Origin of the sequence: Eisenibacter elegans DSM 3317 (assembly GCF_000430505.1) — a bacterium.
In the GTDB taxonomy this organism is placed as follows: domain Bacteria; phylum Bacteroidota; class Bacteroidia; order Cytophagales; family Microscillaceae; genus Eisenibacter; species Eisenibacter elegans.
Genome location: NZ_AUMD01000011.1, coordinates 43,884 through 63,962 on the forward strand (window position 1 = coordinate 43,884; position 20,079 = coordinate 63,962).

Below are 20,079 nucleotides of genomic sequence, written 5' to 3' on the forward strand. Positions count from 1 at the left end.
TTTGATGTAGAAACCTCAACACACAAAATCACCCCATATCCAGCCCAACTATCGCCACGTTACGGTATTGATAAGTTGGAGCACATCTTTCTTGAGAAATTCTATAATGGGGGCTAGAGAGTCGTTCTTGGTCGATGTGCGGAAATAAACTGCGCCACGCAAGAAGTGGTTGGTGGAGTCGGTCATATAAAATTGAAATTGACTAGGCACATCCCCCTCTATTTCATATACAGCAGCTGTTTTACCCAAAGGGGTTCGGATGATGGTCTCATCAATGGAATAGGCTTTTACCTGATGTTTGGAGGTTAGTTTATGCGCATCGTCGATGTACTCTTGTAAATATTGTGGATTTTGGGCGATATTCTTATAGGTGATCTGGATGTCGGCCTGAAAGTTTGGATACACAATATGTATCCAAGTAGGCTCGGCGATGTGCGATGAGTCGGGTCGGATATGGGCATATGCGGAATACTCAAACTGATAGGGCAGCGTATCACTGGCCAAGGCCTGATAGGCCGCAACAGGCAGGTCTATACGGTTGTAAGCTTTGGGCTTGGGGACATAGCTGGGGCTGCCACACTGGCTAAATAACAACAATACCACCACAGCGGCCCAACTTAGGCCAAGGCGTTTATCTTTTCTCATGGGCGTTTTGTTTTTCTTGAATTTGCACACGGATGGCTTTGATTTTTTTGCTATCTACTGAGACTACCGTAAAGACAAACTGCTCAAAGCTGATGGCATCGCCAAGCTTAGGCAAACCCGAGCTCATCTCTATCAACAAGCCCCCCAGCGACTCGCTGTCGCCCTTGGCTCGGTCGAAATAATGACTTTCGACACCTACCACCTTGGCAAAGTCTACCAAAGGGATGTGTGAACGAAACAAGAAGCTGTGGTCGCTTTCTTTGATAAAGAGGCGGTCTTTGTCGGCCTCATCCGATTCATCATTGATTTCACCTACAATTTCTTCAATGATATCCTCCATCGTTACCAACCCTACCGTACCTCCATACTCATCAACAACAATCGCCATATGGACACGTTTTTCTTGAAAGTCCTTGAGTAGCTTGTCGATGCGTTTTTGTTCGGGGATAAAGTAGCTGGGGCGCAGCAGGCTCGTCCAATCAAAAAGCGGTGGTTGGTCGAGGTGTTCGAGTAGGTCTTTGATATACAAAATCCCTTCGATACGGTCGATGGTATCACCATAGACCGGCACGCGGGAATAGCCGTGTTCTTTGATACTTTCGAGTACTTCGGCAAAACTAGCTTCTTTGCTAAGGCTGACAATATTGAGGCGTGCTGTCATAATTTGCTTGGCCGTCAGGTGGCTGAAGTTGACCAAGCCCTTCAAGATTTCGCGTTCTTTTTCGCTGGCCTTGTCAGTGGTCATTTGTATAGCTGTATCTAGCTCATCAGTAGAGAAGCGATAGCCCTTGTGTTGTACCCGTTTTTCGATGAGGTGTGTCATCGACATCAGCAAAAAAGACAAGGGTTTGAACGCCGTTACGGCCAAGCCTATGAGCGGGGTTACTGTACGGGCGAAGCTCAAACGCCAACGATTGGCATATACCTTGGGCAGCAGCTCTCCAAAGAATAAAATCAGGAGGGTAACCGTCGTTGTAAGCCCCAACACTACCACCCCTTCCGGGGTTTTGCTGCCTACAATTTGCCAAGTGATAAAAGTAGAAAGCGTAACAATCGAAACATTGATGAGATTGTTGAAAATCAAGATAGTAGCCAAGAGCAGGCGTGGTTGTTCTAGCAGGGCTACTATACGGCGATCGGTGGGGGTATTGCTTTGTTGGCAGTGTTCTAGCTCTTCAGGCGAGAGCGAGAAAAGGCTCACTTCTGAGCCTGACACAATGGCCGAAAGCAGCAAAAGTATCCCCATCAAGAGGATACTAAGCAGGTAAAACCCTAGAGGTGCTTGCCACGCCGGAAGGGCAGTATTGTTAAGAACAAGGGCAGCAATCAGGAGTGAACTATCAGGGTCTGGGTTGTCCAAGGTTTGGAGATTTTGGTCAAAAATAGTTAGAAGGGCAAATCATCATCTCCACTAGGGGCTGATGGCTCGCTCACGGCTTGGGTACTGCCGATATTGCTATTGCCGTAGTTACCACTGTTGGGGGGGGTATAGTTATTGCCGCCGCCGCTATCACTACGGCTGCCGAGCATAGTCATTGATTGGCCACTTACTTCGAGTGAAAACCGGGTCTTGCCGTCTTGGGTTTGGTACTCGCGGGTGCTCAACCGGCCTTCTACATATACCTGTGAGCCTTTTTTGAGGTATCGCTCTACGACTTCGGCGGTATTGCCCCAAAACGAGACACGAAACCATTCGGTTCGTTCTTGGCGTTGGCCATTGCTGTCATTGTATACTTCATTAGTAGCCAAAGAAAAATTGGCCACTTTACGCCCGTTGTACTCACGCACTTCGGGGTCGTTGCCCAAGTTGCCGATGAGTATGACTTTGTTTAAGCTTGCCATAGGTTTAGGGAAAGTTTAGAGATGGATAGTAATAATAGGTTGCGGCCACAAGGATAAGCTCTGGCACCGCCGCTTTTGTTGACAGGCTAATATTAGCAAATTCATCGCAAAAGTAGCAAATATTTTGGAATTAATTTGCGAAAATATCTTGCAAGTAATTGTGTATCAGGATAGGCTTGGGCAGAGCCTCATAGGCCGCTGCATCAAACCACTGGATGCCTTGGCTATGGGGGAGGTTCTCAGGTTTTTGGTGGAGTTTGAAGTGCCAAAATTGAGCATAGATCTTCTGGTGTGTCAGGAGGTGTTTGTATACTTTGGACCTACTTTGGAGCGTAGCTAGGCTTGGGGGGGCAATGTGTGCCAATACTTCTTCGGGGGTTTGGCGCTGGGGATGTTCGTAGAGCGCAAAGTCGTAGAGCCCCTGCCAAACGTCTTTGTCTTGGCGCTCTCGCAAGGCGAGCTGCCCCTCAAATTCCCATACGAGGTAGTGGAAGTAGCGGGTTTTTTGTGTTATTTTTTTGGTCTTTATGGGTAATTTTTGTTGCCATCCCTTGGCAAAAGCCACACACTCAGCCTGCATTGGACAGAAGAGGCAATTGGGTTTGGCGGGGGTACAGTGGAGTGCGCCAAATTCCATCAAAGCCTGGTTGTAGCGGGCTGCATCTGTTGGGGGGAGATGGGCTTGGGCTACCGCCGCAAAAACTTGATGGGCATTGGATTGGGCGATGTCTGTTTCGATACCGAAAACACGGGACAATACCCGATACACATTCCCATCGACCACCGCCACCGGCTCTCCAAAGGCAAAGGCTGCAATGGCAGCCGCAGTATATTTACCCACTCCTTTGAGTTGGAGCAGGGCTTGGTAATTGTCAGGGAATTGCCCGCCAAGCTCCTCCCAAATATACCTAGCGGCAGCGTGCATATTGCGGGCACGACTATAATACCCCAACCCTTGCCAAAGACGCAAGACCTCTTGCTCTGGAGCTTGTGCTAGGTCTTGGATGGTGGGGTATGCTGACACAAAACGCTCATAATAGGGCAGGCCTTGCTGTACGCGGGTCTGCTGTAAGATGATTTCGGAAAGCCAGATATGATAAGCATCGTGGGTATGTCGCCAAGGCAAATCGCGCTGGTTGGCTTCAAACCAGTCCAAAAGCAGCGCCGTAAAGCTTTCAGAGGCGGGGTGAGCTAGAGTCAATGAGGAATGCATGGCAGTTGGTGCTGCGGAGATAAGTAAGGGAAAACGAGGAATAAGCAATATTGCCCATCAAAATTGGTTGGGGCAATATATGTACTGAACATCTTTGCGCATCAAATAAATCTCGGTACACAATGGTGATAACACAACTGCGCCAAGGGGCTTTGTGTTTGCTCAACGTACACCATACCGCAATCAAAATGCCCGTGAGCAAACACGGGCACTTCATAACAACAAGTCAATTATATCAAAATCCACAAGATTTTGGGATTTACAGGATTTGATTTCCCAAACCAATGGTAATTGGGTGGAAAGAGATAGCTTTAGTGCTTGTCTTCGTCAGCTGGGGGGATGTCCAGCTTCGAAAGCAGCTCATCAATGCGAGCGGCATACTCTTGGGTATCATCTAAGAAAAACTGTAACTCAGGGATAATGCGTACTTGGTTTTTGATACGCTGGGCAAGATACTGACGCAAGGTTTTGGTTTGCGCTTGTACATCTTCGAGGGCTTGGTCTTTGTTTTTGTCCATCAAGAAGCTCAAGTAAACCCGCGCCTGCCCAAAGTCTGGAGTGATCCGCACGCCGGTGATGGTAATGAACTGTTGATTGAACAAATGCACGGCATCGCGTTGGAAAACTTCCCCAAGCTCGCGCTGGAGCAGGCGTGCCATTTTTTGCTGACGTTGTGATTCCATAACCTTTGTGCTTTTTTGTATTTGATGATAAGTTTTTAGTATTTTCGTGCTGCCTAATCCGACCAGATTAGGCGGGCACAGAGATACTATTATTGCACAAAGGTACGAAAAAAAGCCTAAACCTTTGGCGCAAAGTGAGGAACGGTGTTCGATACTGGTTTCAAATGACACACTTAACTTGTAAACCCCGACTATGATTAGCTTTTTCCGCATCAGCTCACTATACAAATACTTTTTTTTGTTCTTGCTGTTATTGGTTCTTTACCTGCCAGTGTTTGTATATGGGCTGCCATTATTGCGCGAGGAGCTTTTGAGGATGTTAATTGGGGAGCGCCTACACCAAGGTTATTTTTTATATGTCGATGTGTGGGATGATATCAGCCCGTTGGCTGCTGGTATATATTGGCTGCTAGACTTGTTGGTTGGTAAAGCCCGTTGGGTCTATCAGCTCCTAGCAATGGCCTTGGTATTTGTACAGGCGCTGATGCTCAACCAACTGTTTTTGCGCAGAGAGGTATACCAAGATTTGACCATGCTACCAGCGCTGATTTATGTGGTGTTGATGTGCTCATTTATGGATTTTTATACGCTCTCTCCAGCCTTGATGGCCAACACTTTGTTGATTTGGGTCATCAACCTAATTTTTAGCGAGGTCAGCGAAAAGCGTCGAGGTAAGTCCTATGTCGAAATAGGCATCTACCTAGGGGTGGCTACTTTGTTATATTTGCCGGCCTTGCTTTTGTTGTTGGTACCGGTAATCGTATTTTTTTTATATACTCCCACCAAGTTGGTAGGTTATATTTCGATGAGCTTTGCCTTTGTGTTTTCTATCTTGGTGATGTTCTTGGTCTTTTATATGAGCGACCGAGAGTATGAGCTGTATCTCAATTATTTTCACCCGCTATTCTACCTCAGCCCACGCCTCTTGATGGAAGTCAAGGACTTGTTTTTGTTGTTTGTGGGGCATTTGCTCTTGTTGTTTTTGGCCATCCGCAGGCTTTATGGGCCTTCGCGCTACACCAACTACCAGTTGCGCTGCCAAAACGTGATGATTCTCTGGTGGGTGGTCAGTGTGTTGGCGGCTTTCTTGGGGTCTTCTATCTCGCCCAGTAGTTGGATAATGGCCATCCCGGCTTCTAGTTTTTTGATAAGCCACTACTTCTTGCTCTTGCGCAGTACCCTAGCCAAGGAGTTGGTCTTTACCTTATTTCTGTTTTCAGTCTTGTTTTTTTCTTACAATAGCAGTGTTCATTTTGCCGATGGGCAGGCCTGGGTCAATCCCAACGAATTGGTAACACAGCCTAGTGTTTCGGCAGATTTGGCTCAAGATAAAAAGTTGTTTATTACGGGGAATAACCCTGGCGACTACTTTTATGGCAGCGCAGCTACACCATACCTCAATTGGCGCTTGGCCAAAAGGCACTTCGAATCGCTGGACAAGTACAATGTGTTGGTCAACATTCAAGAAAACTTTACCCAAAACCCTCCCCAGCTGATCATCGACCACGCCAAGGTAATGCCTCGGGTATTTGACAAACTACCGCTCTTGGCTGCTCAGTACCAAGCCAATCCCAAGCAGCGTCACATTTATCATTTACAAAATAACAAGCAGCAGAAATAGGCGCTGGAGGATTTCTAATACGTACTCATAGCTCAAACAAATCAATACAAATCTGATGACAAACAACATAAAAACCATAGCCCTCGACCGCTTACACGCCGAAGAACTGGGTGCCAAGATGGTCGAATTTGCCGGCTTCTCGATGCCTGTGCGTTATAGCTCTGACAAAGAAGAGCACCTTGCCGTACGCCAAGGAGTGGGCGTGTTTGATGTATCACACATGGGCGAGTTTATGGTGCGTGGCCCGCAAGCCCTAGATCTCATCCAGTATGTAGTGTCTAATGACGCTGCCAAGCTCTATGACGGCAAGGTGATGTATTGTTATCTCCCCAACGACAAGGGCGGTATCGTCGACGACCTGCTGGTGTACCGTATGGGTTCCGAAGAGTACCTACTAGTGGTCAATGCTGGCAATATCGACAAAGACTGGCAGTGGATCAACCAACACAATACCTTTGATGCCAAGCTCGAAAATATCTCCGAAAATACCTCGCTCTTTGCCGTACAGGGCCCCAAGGCTATCGAAGCGATGCAAAGCCTGACCGAAGTGCGGCTGGCCGATATGGAATATTACACCTTCCAAAAAGCTACTTTTGCCGGTGTGCCCGATGTCATTATCTCAGCCACAGGCTACACCGGAGCCGGAGGCTTCGAGCTATATGTGCCCAACGCTCAGGCCGAAAAGGTATGGCGTACAGTTTTTGAGGCTGGCAAGGATTTCAACATCCAACCCATCGGCCTTGGCGCTCGCGATACCCTGCGCCTCGAAAAGGGTTTCTGCCTCTATGGCAACGACATCGACGATACCACGTCGCCCATCGAAGCCGGCCTTGGCTGGGTTACCAAGTTTACCAAAGACTTTATCAACAGCCAAGCCCTCAAAGCTCAGAAAGAGCAGGGTGTAGCCCAAAAACTTGTGGGCTTCAAAATGGTAGATAAGGCTATCCCGCGTGGTGGCTACGAGATTGTTGACGCACAAGGTACAGTCATTGGCCGTGTAACCTCTGGTACAATGTCGCCCTTGCTCAATATTGGCATCGGAATGGGGTATGTGCCTGCCGAGCTTGCCAAGCCCGACACTACTATCCACATTCGCGTACGCAATAAAGACTATCAGGCCGTAGTAACCAAGTTGCCCTTTGTATAACAATAACGCCTTTTTAGCTTCCCAAGCTGTATAGCCAGTCTTGGGGGAGCTAAAAAATAAGCTCACTATCAAGGGCTTATTATGTTTTTGCAAAATTTTTGTAGCCAAAGTTTGGACAGTAAACCCAAAGCGCGTACATTTGCACTCACATTCAAGGAAGGAGCGGTAGTTCAGTTGGTTAGAATACCTGCCTGTCACGCAGGGGGTCGCGGGTTCGAGTCCCGTCCGTTCCGCCAAAGCAGTGCTTATTCAAAAAAGCACTGCTTTTTTCTCCCTTGAATTTTCGGAATTTCTCTCAGGAGCGGTAGTTCAGTTGGTTAGAATACCTGCCTGTCACGCAGGGGGTCGCGGGTTCGAGTCCCGTCCGTTCCGCCAAAGCAGCACATTCATCAGAGTGTGCTGCTTTTTGTTTTTACACATAAGTGTGTGATTATAGATAGCCACAAAGCGGCTGTTGAGGGGCGTTCTTAGCAGTAGGTATAAAATAGGGTACACACACCACTGGACATTTTTGGAAAAGTAGCTCCGAGACAAGCTGAGGCCTCATTTTGGCGATAAAATGAGGCTTAGCCCACAGTTTTAACGGTGGGGTTTGAAAAATGTCCAGTGGCGTGAATAGGGCATTAAAAAACCACAAACTGCGGTAGTTTGTGGTAATGATGTGCACCCGGAAGGATTCGAACCCTCAACCCTCAGAGCCGAAATCTGATGCGCTATCCAATTGCGCCACGGGTGCTTTTGAGCTTACAAAAGTAAGCAAAATCTTAATACAGACATCCGTTGATGGATATTTTTTTTATAACTTGCCCTAGTGTTTGGTCTCAGGTGTTGCATCTAAGGGCATAGGCCGAGGCCGATGTTATTTTCTAATCTACTCCCCCAATTTTTATGAGCAATCTCACTCCTATTTACACCGCAGAGGTGGTCAGCACTGGAGGCCGCAATGGCCAAGTAAAATCATCAGACGGTGTACTTGATTTGTTGGTACGCATGCCGACAGCGATGCAAGGCCCCGGAGGCGAATTTACAAACCCTGAGCAGTTGTTTGCGGCTGGGTATGCGGCGTGTTTTGGTGGTGCTATTGGCGCAGTAGCCAAAGGCCGCAATGTGAGCGGGGCGGCTATTCGAGCACAAGTAACCCTAGGCAAACGTGCCGAAGGAGGCTTTGGATTGGCTGCCATACTCGAAGTACACCTGCCCAACCTTTCGCTAGCCGAAGCTCAGCAAGTAGTAGATGATGCCCACCAAGTGTGTCCTTATTCTCTGGCTACGAGAGGCAATATAGAGGTAGTCGTAAAAGCGGTTGCCGAAGCGCCTACTTTGTAGAATAGGGTGCTTAGGTTTGGGAAATGTATTCGCTGAAAACCCTTGATTATCAAGAAAATCAAGCCCCGTGAATGCTCAAATCGAGCGAATCTTGGTATAAAACAAAAAACGCGAAGTAGTCGTACTTCGCGTTTTCTAATGATGAAAGGGCTAATTAGTTAGCTTTTTCTTCTTTAGGAGCTTCTTCTACTTTCTCAGTAGCAGCAGAGTCAGCAGGAGCCTCTTCAGCAGGAGCTTCTTCAACTGGAGCTTCTTCAGTAGTCTCTTCAGTAGTCTCTTCAGTTTGAGCTTCGTTAGTAGCTTCGTTGCCACCGCCACAAGCAGTGAAAGTCATTGCGCCAAAAGCGAACAAGATAGCCAATAGTGTCTTTTTCATGACAATTGTTGTGTTTATGTGAATAGATAAATTAAGTGCAATACAGAGAGCCGATTGTATGGACAACCGGCTTGAGTTGAAATTACTTCTTCTCTTCTACTTTAGTAGAATCAGCAGTTTCTACTACTTCTTCTTCTTTAGGAGCTTCTTCTTTAGGAGCTTCTTCTTCTTTAGGAGCTTCTTCAGTAGTAGTTTCAGCTGCATCAGTTTTAGTTTCAGCTGATCCACAAGCTGTGAAGGTCATTGCGCCGAAGGCGAACAACAAAGCTAACAAGGTCTTTTTCATAAATGAAAATGTTTGTGTTTGTGTTTGTTTGAATTTCGTCTTTTATACCCCAAGCTCAAGATGGTAACCCATCAATGTGAAAAAAAATTAAAAGTTTTTACATTGCTCCGCTCTAAGGGGTATTATATCTTTGTAACAGTTAAAGAAACAGGTTTTTTGTACGGATTATGAATAAATATCTGATAGTAGGGCTGGGCAATCCCGGCGGGGAATATGAACTAACACGACACAATATCGGCTTTTTGGTGCTTGACCAACTGGCGGATAAACTAGGGGTCAATTTCGAACAACAACGCCACGGAGAAGTGGCCGAAGCCAAATATAAAGGCCGTACCTTGGTCTTGCTAAAGCCCAATACTTATATGAACCTCAGCGGGAAGGCCGTCAACTATTGGCTACAGGCGCAAAAAATAACCGTTGATAATCTTGTGGTCGTTACCGACGATGTATCATTGCCACATGCCAAGCTGCGCTTACGCTCCAAAGGCTCTGCCGGTGGGCACAATGGCTTGCAAAATATCGAAGATGTGTTAGGCACACAACAGTATGCCCGTCTCCGTTTTGGGATTGGCAATGAGTATGCGAAAGGCCAACAAGCAGACTATGTGCTTAGCAATTTCTCTAAAGAGCAGCTCGACACCTTGCTAGAGCCATTACAGACCTCTTGTGATGCGCTGTTAGCCATCACGACCATTGGCTTGGAACAGGCGATGAATCAATTTAACAAAAAGTAGGGCGTGGCGTAGAAGAGATGGGGGAAGCAGATGGGGCTTTAGTGCTGCTTTGTGTATGGTATTAGGGTTTTTGCCGACCTAGGTTGGTGTCAGTAGTGGCTTGGTGAAGGGCTAGGGGAATCGTAAAGGCCACCTCTGTTCCTTGGGCGGTCTTGCTTTGGATACTAAGCTGCCCACCGTTGCGCTGTACAAAATCTTTGCATAGCAATAGCCCGAAGCCTGTCCCTTTCTCTTGTGCTGTGCCCGGGGTAGAGATGTGTTTGTCGGAGTGTAGGAGCTTTTCCAATTCCTCAGGGCTTATTCCGATACCATTATCCCAAACACTTACGCGAACCTCCTCTGTGGAGATTTGGGCTGTTACACGTACTTCTCCCTCAGGGTTGGTGAATTTGAGCGCATTAGAAACCAAGTTTCTGACCACAAAAGCCAACATATTGGCATCTGCCCATACTTTTGTTTGGGCGATATTGTCGAGTTGGAGCACAAGGCTGATTTTTTTCTCTTGAGCCCCTTGTTCATACAGAGCGGTGTTTTCGGCAATGATTTGGCTGAGCCCAACGGTTTCGGGTTTGAAATCAATCTCTTCTGTTTGAGACAAAGACCAGTTGAGCAGGTTTTCGAGCAAATCAAGCACTCGTTTTACATCTTTTTCGAGGTTTGTAGCCAATAGCTCCAACTGTGGTGGCTCTAGCGTTGCAGCGTGATGGCGTATCAAGTCTGTAAAGCCCAAAAGAGAGCGCAGCGGGCTGCGGAGATCGTGAGAAATGATAGAGAAAAAGCGGTCTTTGACATTGTTGAGGCGGCGCATTCGTTCTTCCGAGGCGCTGATATGTTGGTTGATTTGGTTCAGTTCTTCGTTTTGAAGCTCCATAGCCTGGGTAGTTTCCCGAATTTCCTCCAGCTGTTGGCGTACTTCATTAATCATCCCATAAAAAACTTGCATCAGTTGCCGTACTTCGTTCTCACTTTTGGCAGGGCTGGGCAAGGCCTTGCCAAAAGTTTCGCGTACTATCTGTTGGATAGTTTCGGAGAGGCGGAGCATAATACCGACCAATCGGCTGGAGAACCCATAAACTACTGCTGTACAAAAGACCGCCGAGATACCCAATATAAGCAAGAAGGTATAAAATAGCCGTTGTTTTTGGGCTTCGGCCAGCTCGTGGAGCTGGGAGGCAAAGCGGAACAGGCGTTCGGAGGTTTGCTTTTGTTGGGCAGTGGATAGCGCCAAAGGTGATTGATGTTGATTGTAGGCTTGTTGCAGGCTATCCAAGGTGTGTAAGGCTTGTCGATGGGCTTGGATGCTTGGCGCTAGGGCTTCTAAATCTGACTTTAAGCTAGGCACGAGACTGTCGTGGTGGGTCAAAAAGTAGATTAACAAGCGTTGTTGTGTTTCGGTAGCGGCTTGTTGAGTAGGCCATTGACGTATTTGCCTATACATGGCGGCCTCAAGTCCTTGGTCGGTGAGGAAGTTTTGCGGGAGTTGGCGGCGATTGTAGGCCGTAATAAATAGGCTGTCGTAGGTTTGAAGCGATGTTTTGAGTTGTTGAATAGAGTCGCAGAGCGCTCCCCAAGGTTTGCCTATGGCTACGGTCGAGCTACAGGTGCTGTCTAGGTTTTGTTGTAACTGCTCGAAGCGCAGCCTACGCGAGCGTAGTTGTGTTAGGCTTGGTTGTTCATCTGTATCGTTGGTGGCGTAGAGCAGGTGGTGTTCTGTATAAATCAGGTGAACCAACTCTAGCAGGGTATGTTCGAGGGTTTGGAAGCGCTGCATGGCCTTCAAATCCCTTTGGTATAGCCACCAACCTATCAAAGCAATCAAGCCCAAGATAAGGTTGAATACCAAAAAAGTAAGCAAAAACTGATGACGTAAGGACTGAAAGCGTCGAAACATGGCTTGGGGTTTAGGTTTGGCAAGGGATAAACGAAAAAGCCGGATAAATAGACAACAGTCGAACGAAAAAGCATAGCTTTGCTTGATACCCAATGGAGAGCCAAGGTAAACCCTTGATTCTCCATTGTTTTTGTGGAAGCAGGGCCCTCTGCCCTTGCTTGTGTGAGCACCCAAGCGGTAGTGTATGGCCTATTTCACGCCCAAAATGCTTGGCAATGTGGCGCATAAATCACCTATTTTGGCGCAGCACAATAGTTTAGGCCTACTCCAATTGTTCGATGAGCTGGCACATTAGTTTGGTGAGACTTGGCTCGGCTTTGTGAGCTGCCTCGATAACCTCTGCCACCGTAACAGGCTGAATAGCCCCTTCGTAACACAAATCCGTAATCACTGATACAGCAAATACAGGCAACTCCATATGTCGGGCTACGATGACCTCTGGCACGGTAGACATACCCACCGCATCTGCTCCGATGATATTTAGGTAACGGTATTCTGCTGGTGTTTCGAGGTTAGGTCCCGATACACTCACATACACCCCTTGGTGAACCTTTACGTCCAGCGAAGGCGCTATTTGCAGAGCCTTTGCAATCAAGCTGGGGCTGTAGGCGTGGAACATATCCGGGAAACGTACCCCAAACTGGTCTAAGTTCTTGCCTGTCAGAGGGTTTTCAGGTAGTAGGTTGATGTGGTCATTGATAATCATCAACTCGCTTTTTTGGTAGGTAGGGTTGAGCCCACCGGCAGCATTAGACACAAACAGGGTCTCAATGCCGAGCATTTTCAATACCCGTACCGGAAACGTAACCTGCTGCATGGAGTAGCCTTCGTAATAGTGAAAGCGCCCTTGCATAGCCACGACCGTACGTGAGCCAATAGTACCAAAAATAAGTTTGCCGCTGTGTGATTCTACCGTAGATACCGGAAAGTGCGGGATATCGGCATAGTCTATCGTGTGGCTGATATTGATTTCTTGGGTCAAACCGCCCAAGCCTGTGCCCAAAATAATGCCTACGCTGGGGCGCAGGTCAGTTTGTTGGCGGATGTAGGCCAACGCTGCTTCGAGTTCTGCTATCACTATGATATAGAGTAAGAAGGGTGAAAAATCAAGAATAAATATAATTAAGCTTGTGTGTCGTCTGTTAACGTAGGGTTCTCAGGAATGGAGTAGCTGATATGTTCTGCTGCAATCAGGGGTTGTAGGGAATAACGCAACATCAGCTGGGCTATAGCGCCTACATCTTGCTCACAGTAGCGGGCTATCTTGCGATGATGCTGCGCGTCCCAGAAAACCTCATTGACTTGGCTGCCTTCCATATCGCTTTTGGGAGAGGGAATGCCCAAGAGATGGCAGAGTAGCTCCAGCTTGGTAGAGGCTTTCCAGTCGCCAAATTTCCAAAAATCCATCGTATCGAGGTGGGGTATTTCCCAAGGCTTTTTACCTTGTATATGGAGCAGTTTGGGGAGCGGAATCTGCTGTACAATATAGCGGCGGCACATATAGGGGAAGTCAAATTCTTTGCCATTGTGTGCACACAATACAAGATTGCGGTACTTTTCGCCACTGAGTTTTTCATCCAGCAGTTGTTTGAAGTCGGCCAAGATAGCGCGCTCATCAGCACCATAAAAGGAACCTAGCCGCAGACTGGGCTGTGCGCTATCAAGGCCGTGGAGCATCCCAAAACTGATACAGACAATCTTGCCAAATTCTGCATAGATGCCTCCTCGGTCTGCATAGCTTTCTGCCGGGCTTTGGTCTTCGAGTTTGAGGCTTCGGGATTTCAGCTCCCAAAGGCGCTGCATGTCTTCCGAAAGCTCCTCAAACTTGGCTGTCGCCCGGACAGTTTCGATGTCTAAGAATAAAATATTGCTCAGTTGTTGGGTTGTCCACATAAAAAGCCATAAACAGGTCAGGCTGTAAAGATAGCAAAGAATGCTTAGATGGCCATCAGCCATAACAGGGCATCTTCTTCTTTGTGGAAATATTTCAGCACAAAGTTGGTGAGTCGTGCTTTTTCATACTTCTGATTCAGCTCTTTGAGGGCAAATTTAGTAAACACATCATCAGGATAAACCATAGCGCAGGCTCGGTATCCGGCTCTGAGAGCGCGGGGCATCCAATCGTTGGCTATCCAATCGTTGGCTACCGTAAAGGTTCCTTTGGCCTTGCCAAGGTCAGAGAGAAGCTTGTTGCATTGGTGGTTTTGCATAATATCAAGATAAACCTCCATTCCCCGCTGAATATTGGCCAGCAGCGGATACCCGTACCAACGGGCTGTGATGATGTTGCTGTCCGTATCGTAGGTGATTTGGCAGAACTTCTCATTGAAATAAACAATGTTGTTGTGCATAATCCTATCAAGTTAGTTTGTAGTGAGTGTTTAGTGTGGGCTTATGCGCTACAGCGGCTTGTTAAATAGCTAAAACAACAGGAGAGATACTTTGTATAAACCCACACTCCTAAAGTACTATTTTTTCTTTGTTTTTCAAAATTAGTGTCTGATTTTGAGCCTAAAAAATAAAAACACCCATACACAGGGTACGGGTGTTTTGTAGAGGGGGGTATATAGCAAGTAATGTTTTTAGCGTTCTCGACTTGGGGCAGCCAACACCTGCTGTAAACCGTCTGTTGTAGACTTTTGAGCCTAACTATAGGCCGTACTCATCGTCGTCGTCCTCATCGATATCATATACATCTTCGTTGGCATCATCAGGTTGGCTTTTTCCCTTGCCTTGGCCACCTTTGTTGCCACCTTGACCGCCTTTGTTGCCGCCTTGGCCACCCTTGTTGCCGCCCTTGTTACCATCTTGCATACGGTTACTTTGACCACGGTTTTGGCGCTGTTCGGCCTTATAGGCTTTCCAGGCCTCTTGTTGTTCGGGGGTTAATGTTGCCTGAATGGTCTGTTTGCGGGCTTGGTTGATGGCTTTCATTTCGGGGCCAAACTCTTGTTTTACTTGGCCACGGTTGGCTTTCATCTGCTCTTTATCGGGGTATTTGGCCTTGATACGGGCTTTTACCTCGGCGCGCTTTTGTTCGGCTTCGAGGTGTGCGGCGCGGATGGTTGTCTTTTGTGCATCCGACAGCTTGACTACTTCATCGAGTTTGGCTGTTTTGCGTTCGGCCATCTCTTCGGGGCTGCGGTTGCCTCCACGGCCTTGCGCCCAAAGCTCTGTAGGGAGTAGGGCGATAGATAGGATCGCAATCAGTAAAAAGGCTGACAGTCGTTTTTGCATAAGGCTTGAGAATTTGATGTTGAATAATTAAGTACAGCAACCGAATATACGAGGTTACAGACTATAGATGCAAGCCTAGGGCAAAGGTTTAATCAACGATTAGAAATTTAGGAAAAGCTGCACTTGTTTTTGGAGCAGTTCCTGATGGAAAGGGCTGTTGAGCTTTCGGTCTTTGAGCACTGTATGTACTTGCGGAATTTTGACACGAAAGCCCAGTACATTGGCTTCCAAATAGCTCAAAATGTCGCCCCAGTGGCTGAGCGCTAGGCTGGCCCCTTGGATACCAGAACCTAAGCCTACAAGGGCTACTTTTTTGCCCTGTAGGGTGTCGGGGTAGCGCAAGCCATCTACAAAGGCTTTGAGCACACCGGGGAAAGAACCATTGTACTCGGGTATTACAAAGACCAGTCGCTCAGATTGATCTATCATCTCTTGAAAAGGTTGGAAAGCCGGGTTTTTGCCGCTGTTCTGATAAAGCGCCGAGAAAATAAAATCTTCAGGCAACTGACTTAGGTCGAGCAATTGTACAGCTACTTGAGCCGCCTCTAAGAGGTCTACATAATATTCGGCAAAGCTGCGCGAGAGCGAATTGGGGCGGTTGGTACCAACAATTACGGTGGTCATATCTTGGGGCTTGGATAATATGCTCAAAAAACGAGAAATTGTAGCTTTTCAAACATAGCACCTCCAGAAAAGGTTTTTTAACAAACATAACACATTGATTTTGAGTGACATAATTGCAAAGCATTCAAACAACGAAAAATTTCGTACGAAATATTTGCTAGTACGATTAGCTTCGTATATATTTGTCCTACGATTCAATTCGTACTGTTAAACTATACATTTTCACTTCCTTTAATTTCACCGCAAACCTATGGCACAAATTCCCAAACCCACCGAAGCAGAGCTGGAGATACTCCAAGAGCTTTGGCGACGGCAAGAGGCCACTGTACGGCAAGTACACGAGGCGCTCAACGCCAAACGCAACGATGAGGTAGGCTATACCACTACACTCAAGCTGATGCAGATTATGGTTGAGAAGGGCTTGCTCTCTCGTAATGAAAGCCAACGAAGCCACCTGTACCGTCCTTTGATTAAGCAAGAGGATTTGCAGGCCACGATGCTCAACAAGCTGGTTGAGGGTCTGTTTGGCGGCTCAGCCATGAACCTAGTCATGCAGGCACTTGGCAATAAAAAAACGAGCAAGGCCGAGCTTGACGAAATTCGTAAACTTTTGGACGAACTAGAACAAAAAGGAGGTGCTCAATGAAAACTGCTTGGAATTTTCAGCCACTACCTACCCAATTGACCGAGGCCCTGGGTTGGACACTCTTACACGCCCTATGGCAAGGCGTAGCCATCGCGATGTTGTTGGCTCTGGCCTTGATTTTTTTGCGCAAAAACTCCGCCCGGGTGCGCTATGTGGTGTCGGTATCAGCGTTGGTGGCCTTGTGCTGCCTTTGCTTGGGTACTTTTTGGACGATTTATCGCGCCGAATCCAAACCTGCTGATGCTACAATAAACACTGCTACTGCCTATACCCTGCCCGAAACGGCAGCTGATTATGTCTTCGTGGGTACTGTGGCTGCATCGTCGCCCCAAACTTTGGAGGAGTATTTACAGACATATCAACATTACTTCGAGCAACAACTACCGCTCTTGGTAACGCTATGGTTGCTGGGGGTAGGTGTGTTGATGCTGCGCCTATTGGGCGGTATTGCCTACTTGCAGCGTATCCGGCACTACAAAACTTTTGCTGCTGCCACACATTGGCAGAACCAAACCCAGGCCCTGGCCGAACGCATCGGTATCCGTAAGACGGTCAACCTATTGGAGTCGGCCCTGGTACAAGTACCAATGACCATCGGCTTTCTGAAGCCGGTCATCTTATTACCCATAGGGGCACTGGCTGGGCTATCAGCCTCTCAGGTCGAAATGATATTGGCACACGAGCTGGCGCACATCCGCCGTCACGACTATTTGGTCAACCTCCTGCAATCGGTAGTAGAGATTGTGCTCTTCTTTCATCCGGCTATGTGGTGGATTGCCGCCCGCATTCGAGAAGAGCGCGAACACTGTTGCGATGATATTGCGCTACAAATTACCCAAGACCCCCTTACTTTTGCCCGTACGCTGGCAGCCGTTGAGGAACTGCGCTTGGGAGTGCCGGCCTTGGCTTTTTCGGGTACGCGAGGCTCTTTGCTGACGCGTGTGAAGCGTGTGATGCAACAACCACGCACACAGGCCACCTTTACCGAAGGATTCTGGGCTGCCTGCTTGCTGGTATTCTTCTTGGGGGTGGCTGCTTGGGGCGCACAGGCCGGCATCAATGATATGGATCAACTACAGACCCAAGAAGTCTATATCGATGCCCTCAAAAACAAGGAAAATGACCTGATGCCAACAGCTCAAACACTGCCATGGCTACCTGGAGATACTATCCGCTTTGGCCAAAACTTTATGATTGTGGTCGATAAAAACGGGCAAGTACAGGCTTTTAAAGATGGGCAACCGATTCCGCAAGAAGCTTATGAGCAGTATGCTGATGAGTTTCAGATTGATGAGCAGCAGGTGCGCATCCGACCCAACAACCCCGAACAGACCATCAACATACGGCTTGACCCCAAAAAGCAAAACATTGAACGACGCTTGGCAGCCGTCCGCCAAGTCAACAGGGATAGTCTGAGAGGTTCAAAAACCATTATGATGAGAGGGCAGGTTGGAGAGACTACTTGGCAAAGAGACGGTTTGTTTATCAAACTTGACAAAGACGGCAATATCTTAGAGCTACAAGACGGAGGGCAAACTATTGAGCCCAAAGATTATGCCCGTTATGAGTCTCAAATCGATGAAGTCAAAAACAGTGTACGCTTCTTTAACTACGAAGATGCCGGCAATTTCAACTTTCAGTTTGAGGAAAGTGTCGAATGGGCCGAACGCCAAGCAGAATGGGCGGAGCGCCAAGCAGAATGGGCCGAACGCCAAGCCGAGTGGGCTGAAAAATTTGCCGAAAATGCGCAGCGTTGGGCCGAGAACTTGGTATTTAGCGAAATTCCTGAAATCCCTGATGCGACTATGGCTTTCGTTTTTCGCTCAAAGATGGATACTAAAACCAAACACAAGTTGTTAATCAGCGAAATGCGCAAAGATGGCCTTCTAAAAGAAGGAGAAGATTCCTACAGTAACGGCTCAGAGATTATCATCAAGGACGGAAAAGTCAAAAAGCTTTTCGGAAAAAAAATACCTACTGATTTAGAACCAAAGTACCGTAAGATTTGGGCAGAATAAGCCCCATAAAAAAGTCTGCCAGGAGTTTGGGATTCCAGCAGGCTTTTTTCCAAATCAAGATTTTTTGGCTTGCTCCAAGGCGCTTACTTGCTCTAGGGTTGCTTTTACTTTTTCGAGCATAGCCGTACGAATTTCACGTACTTGTTTTAGCTCGGTTACGGTCTCATTGAGCGACTGTAGGAGCTGTTGGGTGTCGTATCTTTTCATTTTAAAATGCTACTATCGCAAGGGTAGTGGGTGTGTGTCATTTTTGCAATACAAAGTTAGCCCCTAATGAGGGGACTTTACAAGGCTCAAAGACTGTATTTGGCCTCAGGTAAATACCTGATTTTTGCGCAAAATGACCAAAATGTTACTTGCATTTTTCCCCTTTGTAAACTTTGACTTCGGAGCCTTTGGCCAGCAACACCGAGCTAGGTGCGGCCTCCAAATAGGGCACAAACACCTGACCGTAGAGGGCCGCTGTATCCAGCTGGATATGGTATGACTGTACCTCAAACACATCCCAAGTAGGGTGCTCAACGGCATACTGCAAGGTAGTTTGCTCGCTGTATCGGGTGTATCCCCAGTAGTGTTCGGTGATGAATGCTGCTTCAGAATTGGGGTTAAGCGGCTGTGGGCGAGGGTCTGCCTCCACCCGGAAACTGTGCGGGTTTTGTTTTTTGCCCCAAGTATAGGTTACCGACAGCCTGTCGGCTTGGTGAATGATTTCGTGTCCCATCGGCATCCGCTTATAATGTTCTCTATAGAGGCCATTGGCCACCCAAGCAATAGCGTATTTGGGTACTATCTCGCGCACAAACACCACACCACGCCGCCAACTACCATCAGTATGTTTGAATACCACATAAAACCGTAGGTTGACTTCCTCAAAGTGGCGATGCCAGGGGATAGGCAGCCCCAAAACGCGGGTATCTCTAAACATAAATCCCACCAAACTTACATATGTCTGCCCGTTCCAATAGTCGAGGTATGTATGGCGAGGCAAATAAGGGATAAGCACCTTAGGGTCAATCACATAATTGGCCATAGCCAGATATTCCCATCGGGCTTTGAGGAAAACAGGTTGTTGGGTCAGGGGTGTGTTTGTTGGGGTCATAAGGGTAAAAGCATTGGGTAGTGTTCGATGCCCGCTTCTTCAAAAGCTTCTCCGCTAATCACAAAACCGGCACGCAGGTAAAACGACACCGCAGGCGACTGGGCGTGTAGGTAGCACAAAGTCCTTTTGGGAGCTTGTCGAGCGATATCGTCCAATACCCCTCTAAGCAAGACAGAACCCGCGCCTTGGTTGCGGTAAGCGGCCAACACAGCAAAGCGTTCCAGCTTGATGCCTTTGTCGGTATAGCGCCAACGAGCGGCTCCGCAAGGGTTGCCCGTGGGGGTGTGGAGCAAGAGATAGTGATGAGCGCTGGACTCGTGTTGGTCAAGCTCCAGTGTTGAGGGCACGCCTTGCTCTATCACAAATACTTGTTGTCTTATTTGATGGGCTTGGGCTAATTGTTCGGGTTGTGTGATGTGGAGGGTGGTATACATTTGTAGGAAATATGAGAACCTAATCGGGGTAAATAAACAAGACTATGCGCCTATGGTATATTTTGGCATAGGTTGTAGCTTTTGACAAAAGCTACAAAGCCCTGGGACATCACCAAGGTCATCATTTTTTTGATTTTGCCCAAAAAAGCCGTAACTTTCTTTTGCCTATGGCTACCTTTTGCAGCTAAATGTGATTAAAGCAAAACAAATACAGTCTTGTTTCAGTAGACAGCACTATATAGTCATTCAAGCGCCAT

The 20,079-nt window shown here is 47.5% G+C and carries 22 protein-coding genes and 3 tRNA genes; 8 read left to right on the forward strand and 17 right to left on the reverse strand.

The genetic code is table 11. The features are described from left to right. Positions 1 to 48: 48 nt before the first annotated feature. The 5 genes from gldD to rbfA form a co-directional block, all read right to left on the reverse strand. A complete protein-coding gene (gldD, locus tag G499_RS0100755; protein ID WP_026998356.1) occupies positions 49 to 645 on the reverse strand; it encodes a gliding motility lipoprotein GldD in 597 nt (198 codons plus the stop codon). Further along, positions 632 to 2,005 carry a gliding motility-associated protein GldE gene (gene gldE / locus G499_RS0100760; protein ID WP_026998357.1) on the reverse strand — a complete coding sequence of 458 codons (1,374 nt, stop codon included), beginning with the start codon at positions 2,003 to 2,005 and terminating at the stop codon, positions 632 to 634. The genes gldD and gldE overlap by 14 nt, the downstream gene beginning before the upstream one ends. 26 nt (positions 2,006 to 2,031) lie before the next feature. After that, positions 2,032 to 2,487, reverse strand: a complete 456-nt coding sequence (locus G499_RS0100765) for a single-stranded DNA-binding protein (RefSeq protein ID WP_026998358.1) — start codon at positions 2,485 to 2,487, stop codon at positions 2,032 to 2,034. Between the two features lie 130 nt (positions 2,488 to 2,617). Further along, the gene (gene mutY / locus G499_RS0100770; protein WP_051295804.1) at positions 2,618 to 3,700 is read right to left on the reverse strand and encodes an A/G-specific adenine glycosylase; all 1,083 of its coding nucleotides are present in this window, start codon (positions 3,698 to 3,700) and stop codon (positions 2,618 to 2,620) included. A gap of 311 nt (positions 3,701 to 4,011) precedes the next feature. Beyond that, positions 4,012 to 4,383 carry a 30S ribosome-binding factor RbfA gene (rbfA, locus tag G499_RS0100780; RefSeq protein ID WP_026998360.1) on the reverse strand — a complete coding sequence of 124 codons (372 nt, stop codon included), beginning with the start codon at positions 4,381 to 4,383 and terminating at the stop codon, positions 4,012 to 4,014. Positions 4,384 to 4,576: 193 nt separating this feature from the next. Here rbfA and G499_RS0100785 point away from each other — a divergent pair, with 193 nt between their 5' ends. The 4 genes from G499_RS0100785 (at position 4,577) to G499_RS0100800 (ending at position 7,526) form a co-directional block, all read left to right on the forward strand. Continuing rightward, a complete protein-coding gene (locus tag G499_RS0100785) occupies positions 4,577 to 6,004 on the forward strand; it encodes a hypothetical protein (protein WP_026998361.1) in 1,428 nt (475 codons plus the stop codon). 55 nt (positions 6,005 to 6,059) lie between these two features. Then, positions 6,060 to 7,151: a glycine cleavage system aminomethyltransferase GcvT gene (gcvT, locus tag G499_RS0100790; protein ID WP_026998362.1), complete on the forward strand. Its 1,092-nt coding sequence runs from the start codon at positions 6,060 to 6,062 to the stop codon at positions 7,149 to 7,151. Between the two features lie 159 nt (positions 7,152 to 7,310). Beyond that, positions 7,311 to 7,387: transfer RNA gene (locus tag G499_RS0100795), tRNA-Asp, on the forward strand. Positions 7,388 to 7,449: 62 nt separating this feature from the next. After that, positions 7,450 to 7,526 (forward strand) — tRNA-Asp (locus G499_RS0100800). 287 nt (positions 7,527 to 7,813) lie between these two features. Here G499_RS0100800 and G499_RS0100805 read toward each other — a convergent pair. Further along, positions 7,814 to 7,887: transfer RNA gene (locus G499_RS0100805), tRNA-Arg, on the reverse strand. A gap of 152 nt (positions 7,888 to 8,039) precedes the next feature. On the opposite strand from G499_RS0100805, the gene G499_RS0100810 reads away from it, so the two are divergent. After that, the gene (locus G499_RS0100810) at positions 8,040 to 8,477 is read left to right on the forward strand and encodes an organic hydroperoxide resistance protein (protein WP_026998363.1); all 438 of its coding nucleotides are present in this window, start codon (positions 8,040 to 8,042) and stop codon (positions 8,475 to 8,477) included. 154 nt (positions 8,478 to 8,631) lie between these two features. Here the strand turns inward: G499_RS0100810 and G499_RS0100815 are convergent, their stop codons facing one another. After that, positions 8,632 to 8,853: a hypothetical protein gene (locus G499_RS0100815; protein ID WP_035726196.1), complete on the reverse strand. Its 222-nt coding sequence runs from the start codon at positions 8,851 to 8,853 to the stop codon at positions 8,632 to 8,634. Between the two features lie 82 nt (positions 8,854 to 8,935). Then, positions 8,936 to 9,139 carry a hypothetical protein gene (locus G499_RS0100820; protein ID WP_026998365.1) on the reverse strand — a complete coding sequence of 68 codons (204 nt, stop codon included), beginning with the start codon at positions 9,137 to 9,139 and terminating at the stop codon, positions 8,936 to 8,938. Positions 9,140 to 9,306: 167 nt separating this feature from the next. Between G499_RS0100820 and pth the strand changes: the two genes are divergently transcribed. Continuing rightward, positions 9,307 to 9,873: an aminoacyl-tRNA hydrolase gene (gene pth / locus G499_RS0100825; protein ID WP_035726203.1), complete on the forward strand. Its 567-nt coding sequence runs from the start codon at positions 9,307 to 9,309 to the stop codon at positions 9,871 to 9,873. Between the two features lie 61 nt (positions 9,874 to 9,934). On the opposite strand, the gene G499_RS20785 is transcribed toward pth, so the two are convergent. The 6 genes from G499_RS20785 to G499_RS0100860 form a co-directional block, all read right to left on the reverse strand. Continuing rightward, positions 9,935 to 11,764, reverse strand: coding sequence for an ATP-binding protein (locus G499_RS20785; RefSeq protein ID WP_026998367.1), 1,830 nt, complete (start codon positions 11,762 to 11,764; stop codon positions 9,935 to 9,937). Between the two features lie 262 nt (positions 11,765 to 12,026). Continuing rightward, the gene (locus G499_RS0100840; RefSeq protein ID WP_425387247.1) at positions 12,027 to 12,845 is read right to left on the reverse strand and encodes a purine-nucleoside phosphorylase; all 819 of its coding nucleotides are present in this window, start codon (positions 12,843 to 12,845) and stop codon (positions 12,027 to 12,029) included. 41 nt (positions 12,846 to 12,886) lie between these two features. Then, complete coding sequence (locus tag G499_RS18245; protein ID WP_051295873.1) at positions 12,887 to 13,657, reverse strand: 3'-5' exonuclease; 771 nt, start codon at positions 13,655 to 13,657, stop codon at positions 12,887 to 12,889. A 44-nt stretch (positions 13,658 to 13,701) separates the two neighbouring features. Beyond that, positions 13,702 to 14,115 carry a hypothetical protein gene (locus G499_RS0100850; RefSeq protein ID WP_026998370.1) on the reverse strand — a complete coding sequence of 138 codons (414 nt, stop codon included), beginning with the start codon at positions 14,113 to 14,115 and terminating at the stop codon, positions 13,702 to 13,704. 298 nt (positions 14,116 to 14,413) lie between these two features. Continuing rightward, a complete protein-coding gene (locus tag G499_RS0100855) occupies positions 14,414 to 15,001 on the reverse strand; it encodes a hypothetical protein (RefSeq protein ID WP_026998371.1) in 588 nt (195 codons plus the stop codon). A gap of 99 nt (positions 15,002 to 15,100) precedes the next feature. Further along, the gene (locus G499_RS0100860) at positions 15,101 to 15,625 is read right to left on the reverse strand and encodes an NADPH-dependent FMN reductase (protein ID WP_026998372.1); all 525 of its coding nucleotides are present in this window, start codon (positions 15,623 to 15,625) and stop codon (positions 15,101 to 15,103) included. A 250-nt stretch (positions 15,626 to 15,875) separates the two neighbouring features. Here G499_RS0100860 and G499_RS0100865 point away from each other — a divergent pair, with 250 nt between their 5' ends. Next, a complete protein-coding gene (locus G499_RS0100865; RefSeq protein ID WP_035726208.1) occupies positions 15,876 to 16,271 on the forward strand; it encodes a BlaI/MecI/CopY family transcriptional regulator in 396 nt (131 codons plus the stop codon). Continuing rightward, a complete protein-coding gene (locus tag G499_RS20790; protein ID WP_051295805.1) occupies positions 16,268 to 18,289 on the forward strand; it encodes a M56 family metallopeptidase in 2,022 nt (673 codons plus the stop codon). The genes G499_RS0100865 and G499_RS20790 overlap by 4 nt, the downstream gene beginning before the upstream one ends. Positions 18,290 to 18,343: 54 nt before the next feature. Here G499_RS20790 and G499_RS21635 read toward each other — a convergent pair whose 3' ends face one another. The 3 genes from G499_RS21635 to G499_RS0100885 form a co-directional block, all read right to left on the reverse strand. After that, positions 18,344 to 18,496, reverse strand: a complete 153-nt coding sequence (locus tag G499_RS21635; protein WP_154658266.1) for a hypothetical protein — start codon at positions 18,494 to 18,496, stop codon at positions 18,344 to 18,346. A 145-nt stretch (positions 18,497 to 18,641) separates the two neighbouring features. Beyond that, on the reverse strand, positions 18,642 to 19,388 hold the full coding sequence (locus G499_RS0100880; RefSeq protein ID WP_051295806.1) for a YqjF family protein: 747 nt from the start codon (positions 19,386 to 19,388) through the stop codon (positions 18,642 to 18,644). Next, the gene (locus tag G499_RS0100885; protein ID WP_026998375.1) at positions 19,385 to 19,822 is read right to left on the reverse strand and encodes a GNAT family N-acetyltransferase; all 438 of its coding nucleotides are present in this window, start codon (positions 19,820 to 19,822) and stop codon (positions 19,385 to 19,387) included. The genes G499_RS0100880 and G499_RS0100885 overlap by 4 nt, the downstream gene beginning before the upstream one ends. Between the last annotated feature and the right edge of the window lie 257 nt (positions 19,823 to 20,079).

Bases quoted from the DNA above. Each gene is read 5' to 3' on its own strand.
- gldD (WP_026998356.1), bottom strand. From the start codon at position 645: ATGAGAAAAGATAAACGCCTTGGCCTAAGTTGGGCCGCTGTGGTGGTA.
- G499_RS0100765 (WP_026998358.1), bottom strand. From the start codon at position 2,487: ATGGCAAGCTTAAACAAAGTCATACTCATCGGCAACTTGGGCAACGAC.
- mutY (WP_051295804.1), bottom strand. From the start codon at position 3,700: ATGCATTCCTCATTGACTCTAGCTCACCCCGCCTCTGAAAGCTTTACG.
- rbfA (WP_026998360.1), bottom strand. From the start codon at position 4,383: ATGGAATCACAACGTCAGCAAAAAATGGCACGCCTGCTCCAGCGCGAG.
- G499_RS0100785 (WP_026998361.1), top strand. From the start codon at position 4,577: ATGATTAGCTTTTTCCGCATCAGCTCACTATACAAATACTTTTTTTTG.
- gcvT (WP_026998362.1), top strand. From the start codon at position 6,060: ATGACAAACAACATAAAAACCATAGCCCTCGACCGCTTACACGCCGAA.
- G499_RS0100810 (WP_026998363.1), top strand. From the start codon at position 8,040: ATGAGCAATCTCACTCCTATTTACACCGCAGAGGTGGTCAGCACTGGA.
- G499_RS0100815 (WP_035726196.1), bottom strand. From the start codon at position 8,853: ATGAAAAAGACACTATTGGCTATCTTGTTCGCTTTTGGCGCAATGACT.
- G499_RS0100820 (WP_026998365.1), bottom strand. From the start codon at position 9,139: ATGAAAAAGACCTTGTTAGCTTTGTTGTTCGCCTTCGGCGCAATGACC.
- pth (WP_035726203.1), top strand. From the start codon at position 9,307: ATGAATAAATATCTGATAGTAGGGCTGGGCAATCCCGGCGGGGAATAT.
- G499_RS20785 (WP_026998367.1), bottom strand. From the start codon at position 11,764: ATGTTTCGACGCTTTCAGTCCTTACGTCATCAGTTTTTGCTTACTTTT.
- G499_RS18245 (WP_051295873.1), bottom strand. From the start codon at position 13,657: ATGTGGACAACCCAACAACTGAGCAATATTTTATTCTTAGACATCGAA.
- G499_RS0100850 (WP_026998370.1), bottom strand. From the start codon at position 14,115: ATGCACAACAACATTGTTTATTTCAATGAGAAGTTCTGCCAAATCACC.
- G499_RS0100855 (WP_026998371.1), bottom strand. From the start codon at position 15,001: ATGCAAAAACGACTGTCAGCCTTTTTACTGATTGCGATCCTATCTATC.
- G499_RS0100860 (WP_026998372.1), bottom strand. From the start codon at position 15,625: ATGACCACCGTAATTGTTGGTACCAACCGCCCCAATTCGCTCTCGCGC.
- G499_RS0100865 (WP_035726208.1), top strand. From the start codon at position 15,876: ATGGCACAAATTCCCAAACCCACCGAAGCAGAGCTGGAGATACTCCAA.
- G499_RS20790 (WP_051295805.1), top strand. From the start codon at position 16,268: ATGAAAACTGCTTGGAATTTTCAGCCACTACCTACCCAATTGACCGAG.
- G499_RS21635 (WP_154658266.1), bottom strand. From the start codon at position 18,496: ATGAAAAGATACGACACCCAACAGCTCCTACAGTCGCTCAATGAGACC.
- G499_RS0100880 (WP_051295806.1), bottom strand. From the start codon at position 19,388: ATGACCCCAACAAACACACCCCTGACCCAACAACCTGTTTTCCTCAAA.
- G499_RS0100885 (WP_026998375.1), bottom strand. From the start codon at position 19,822: ATGTATACCACCCTCCACATCACACAACCCGAACAATTAGCCCAAGCC.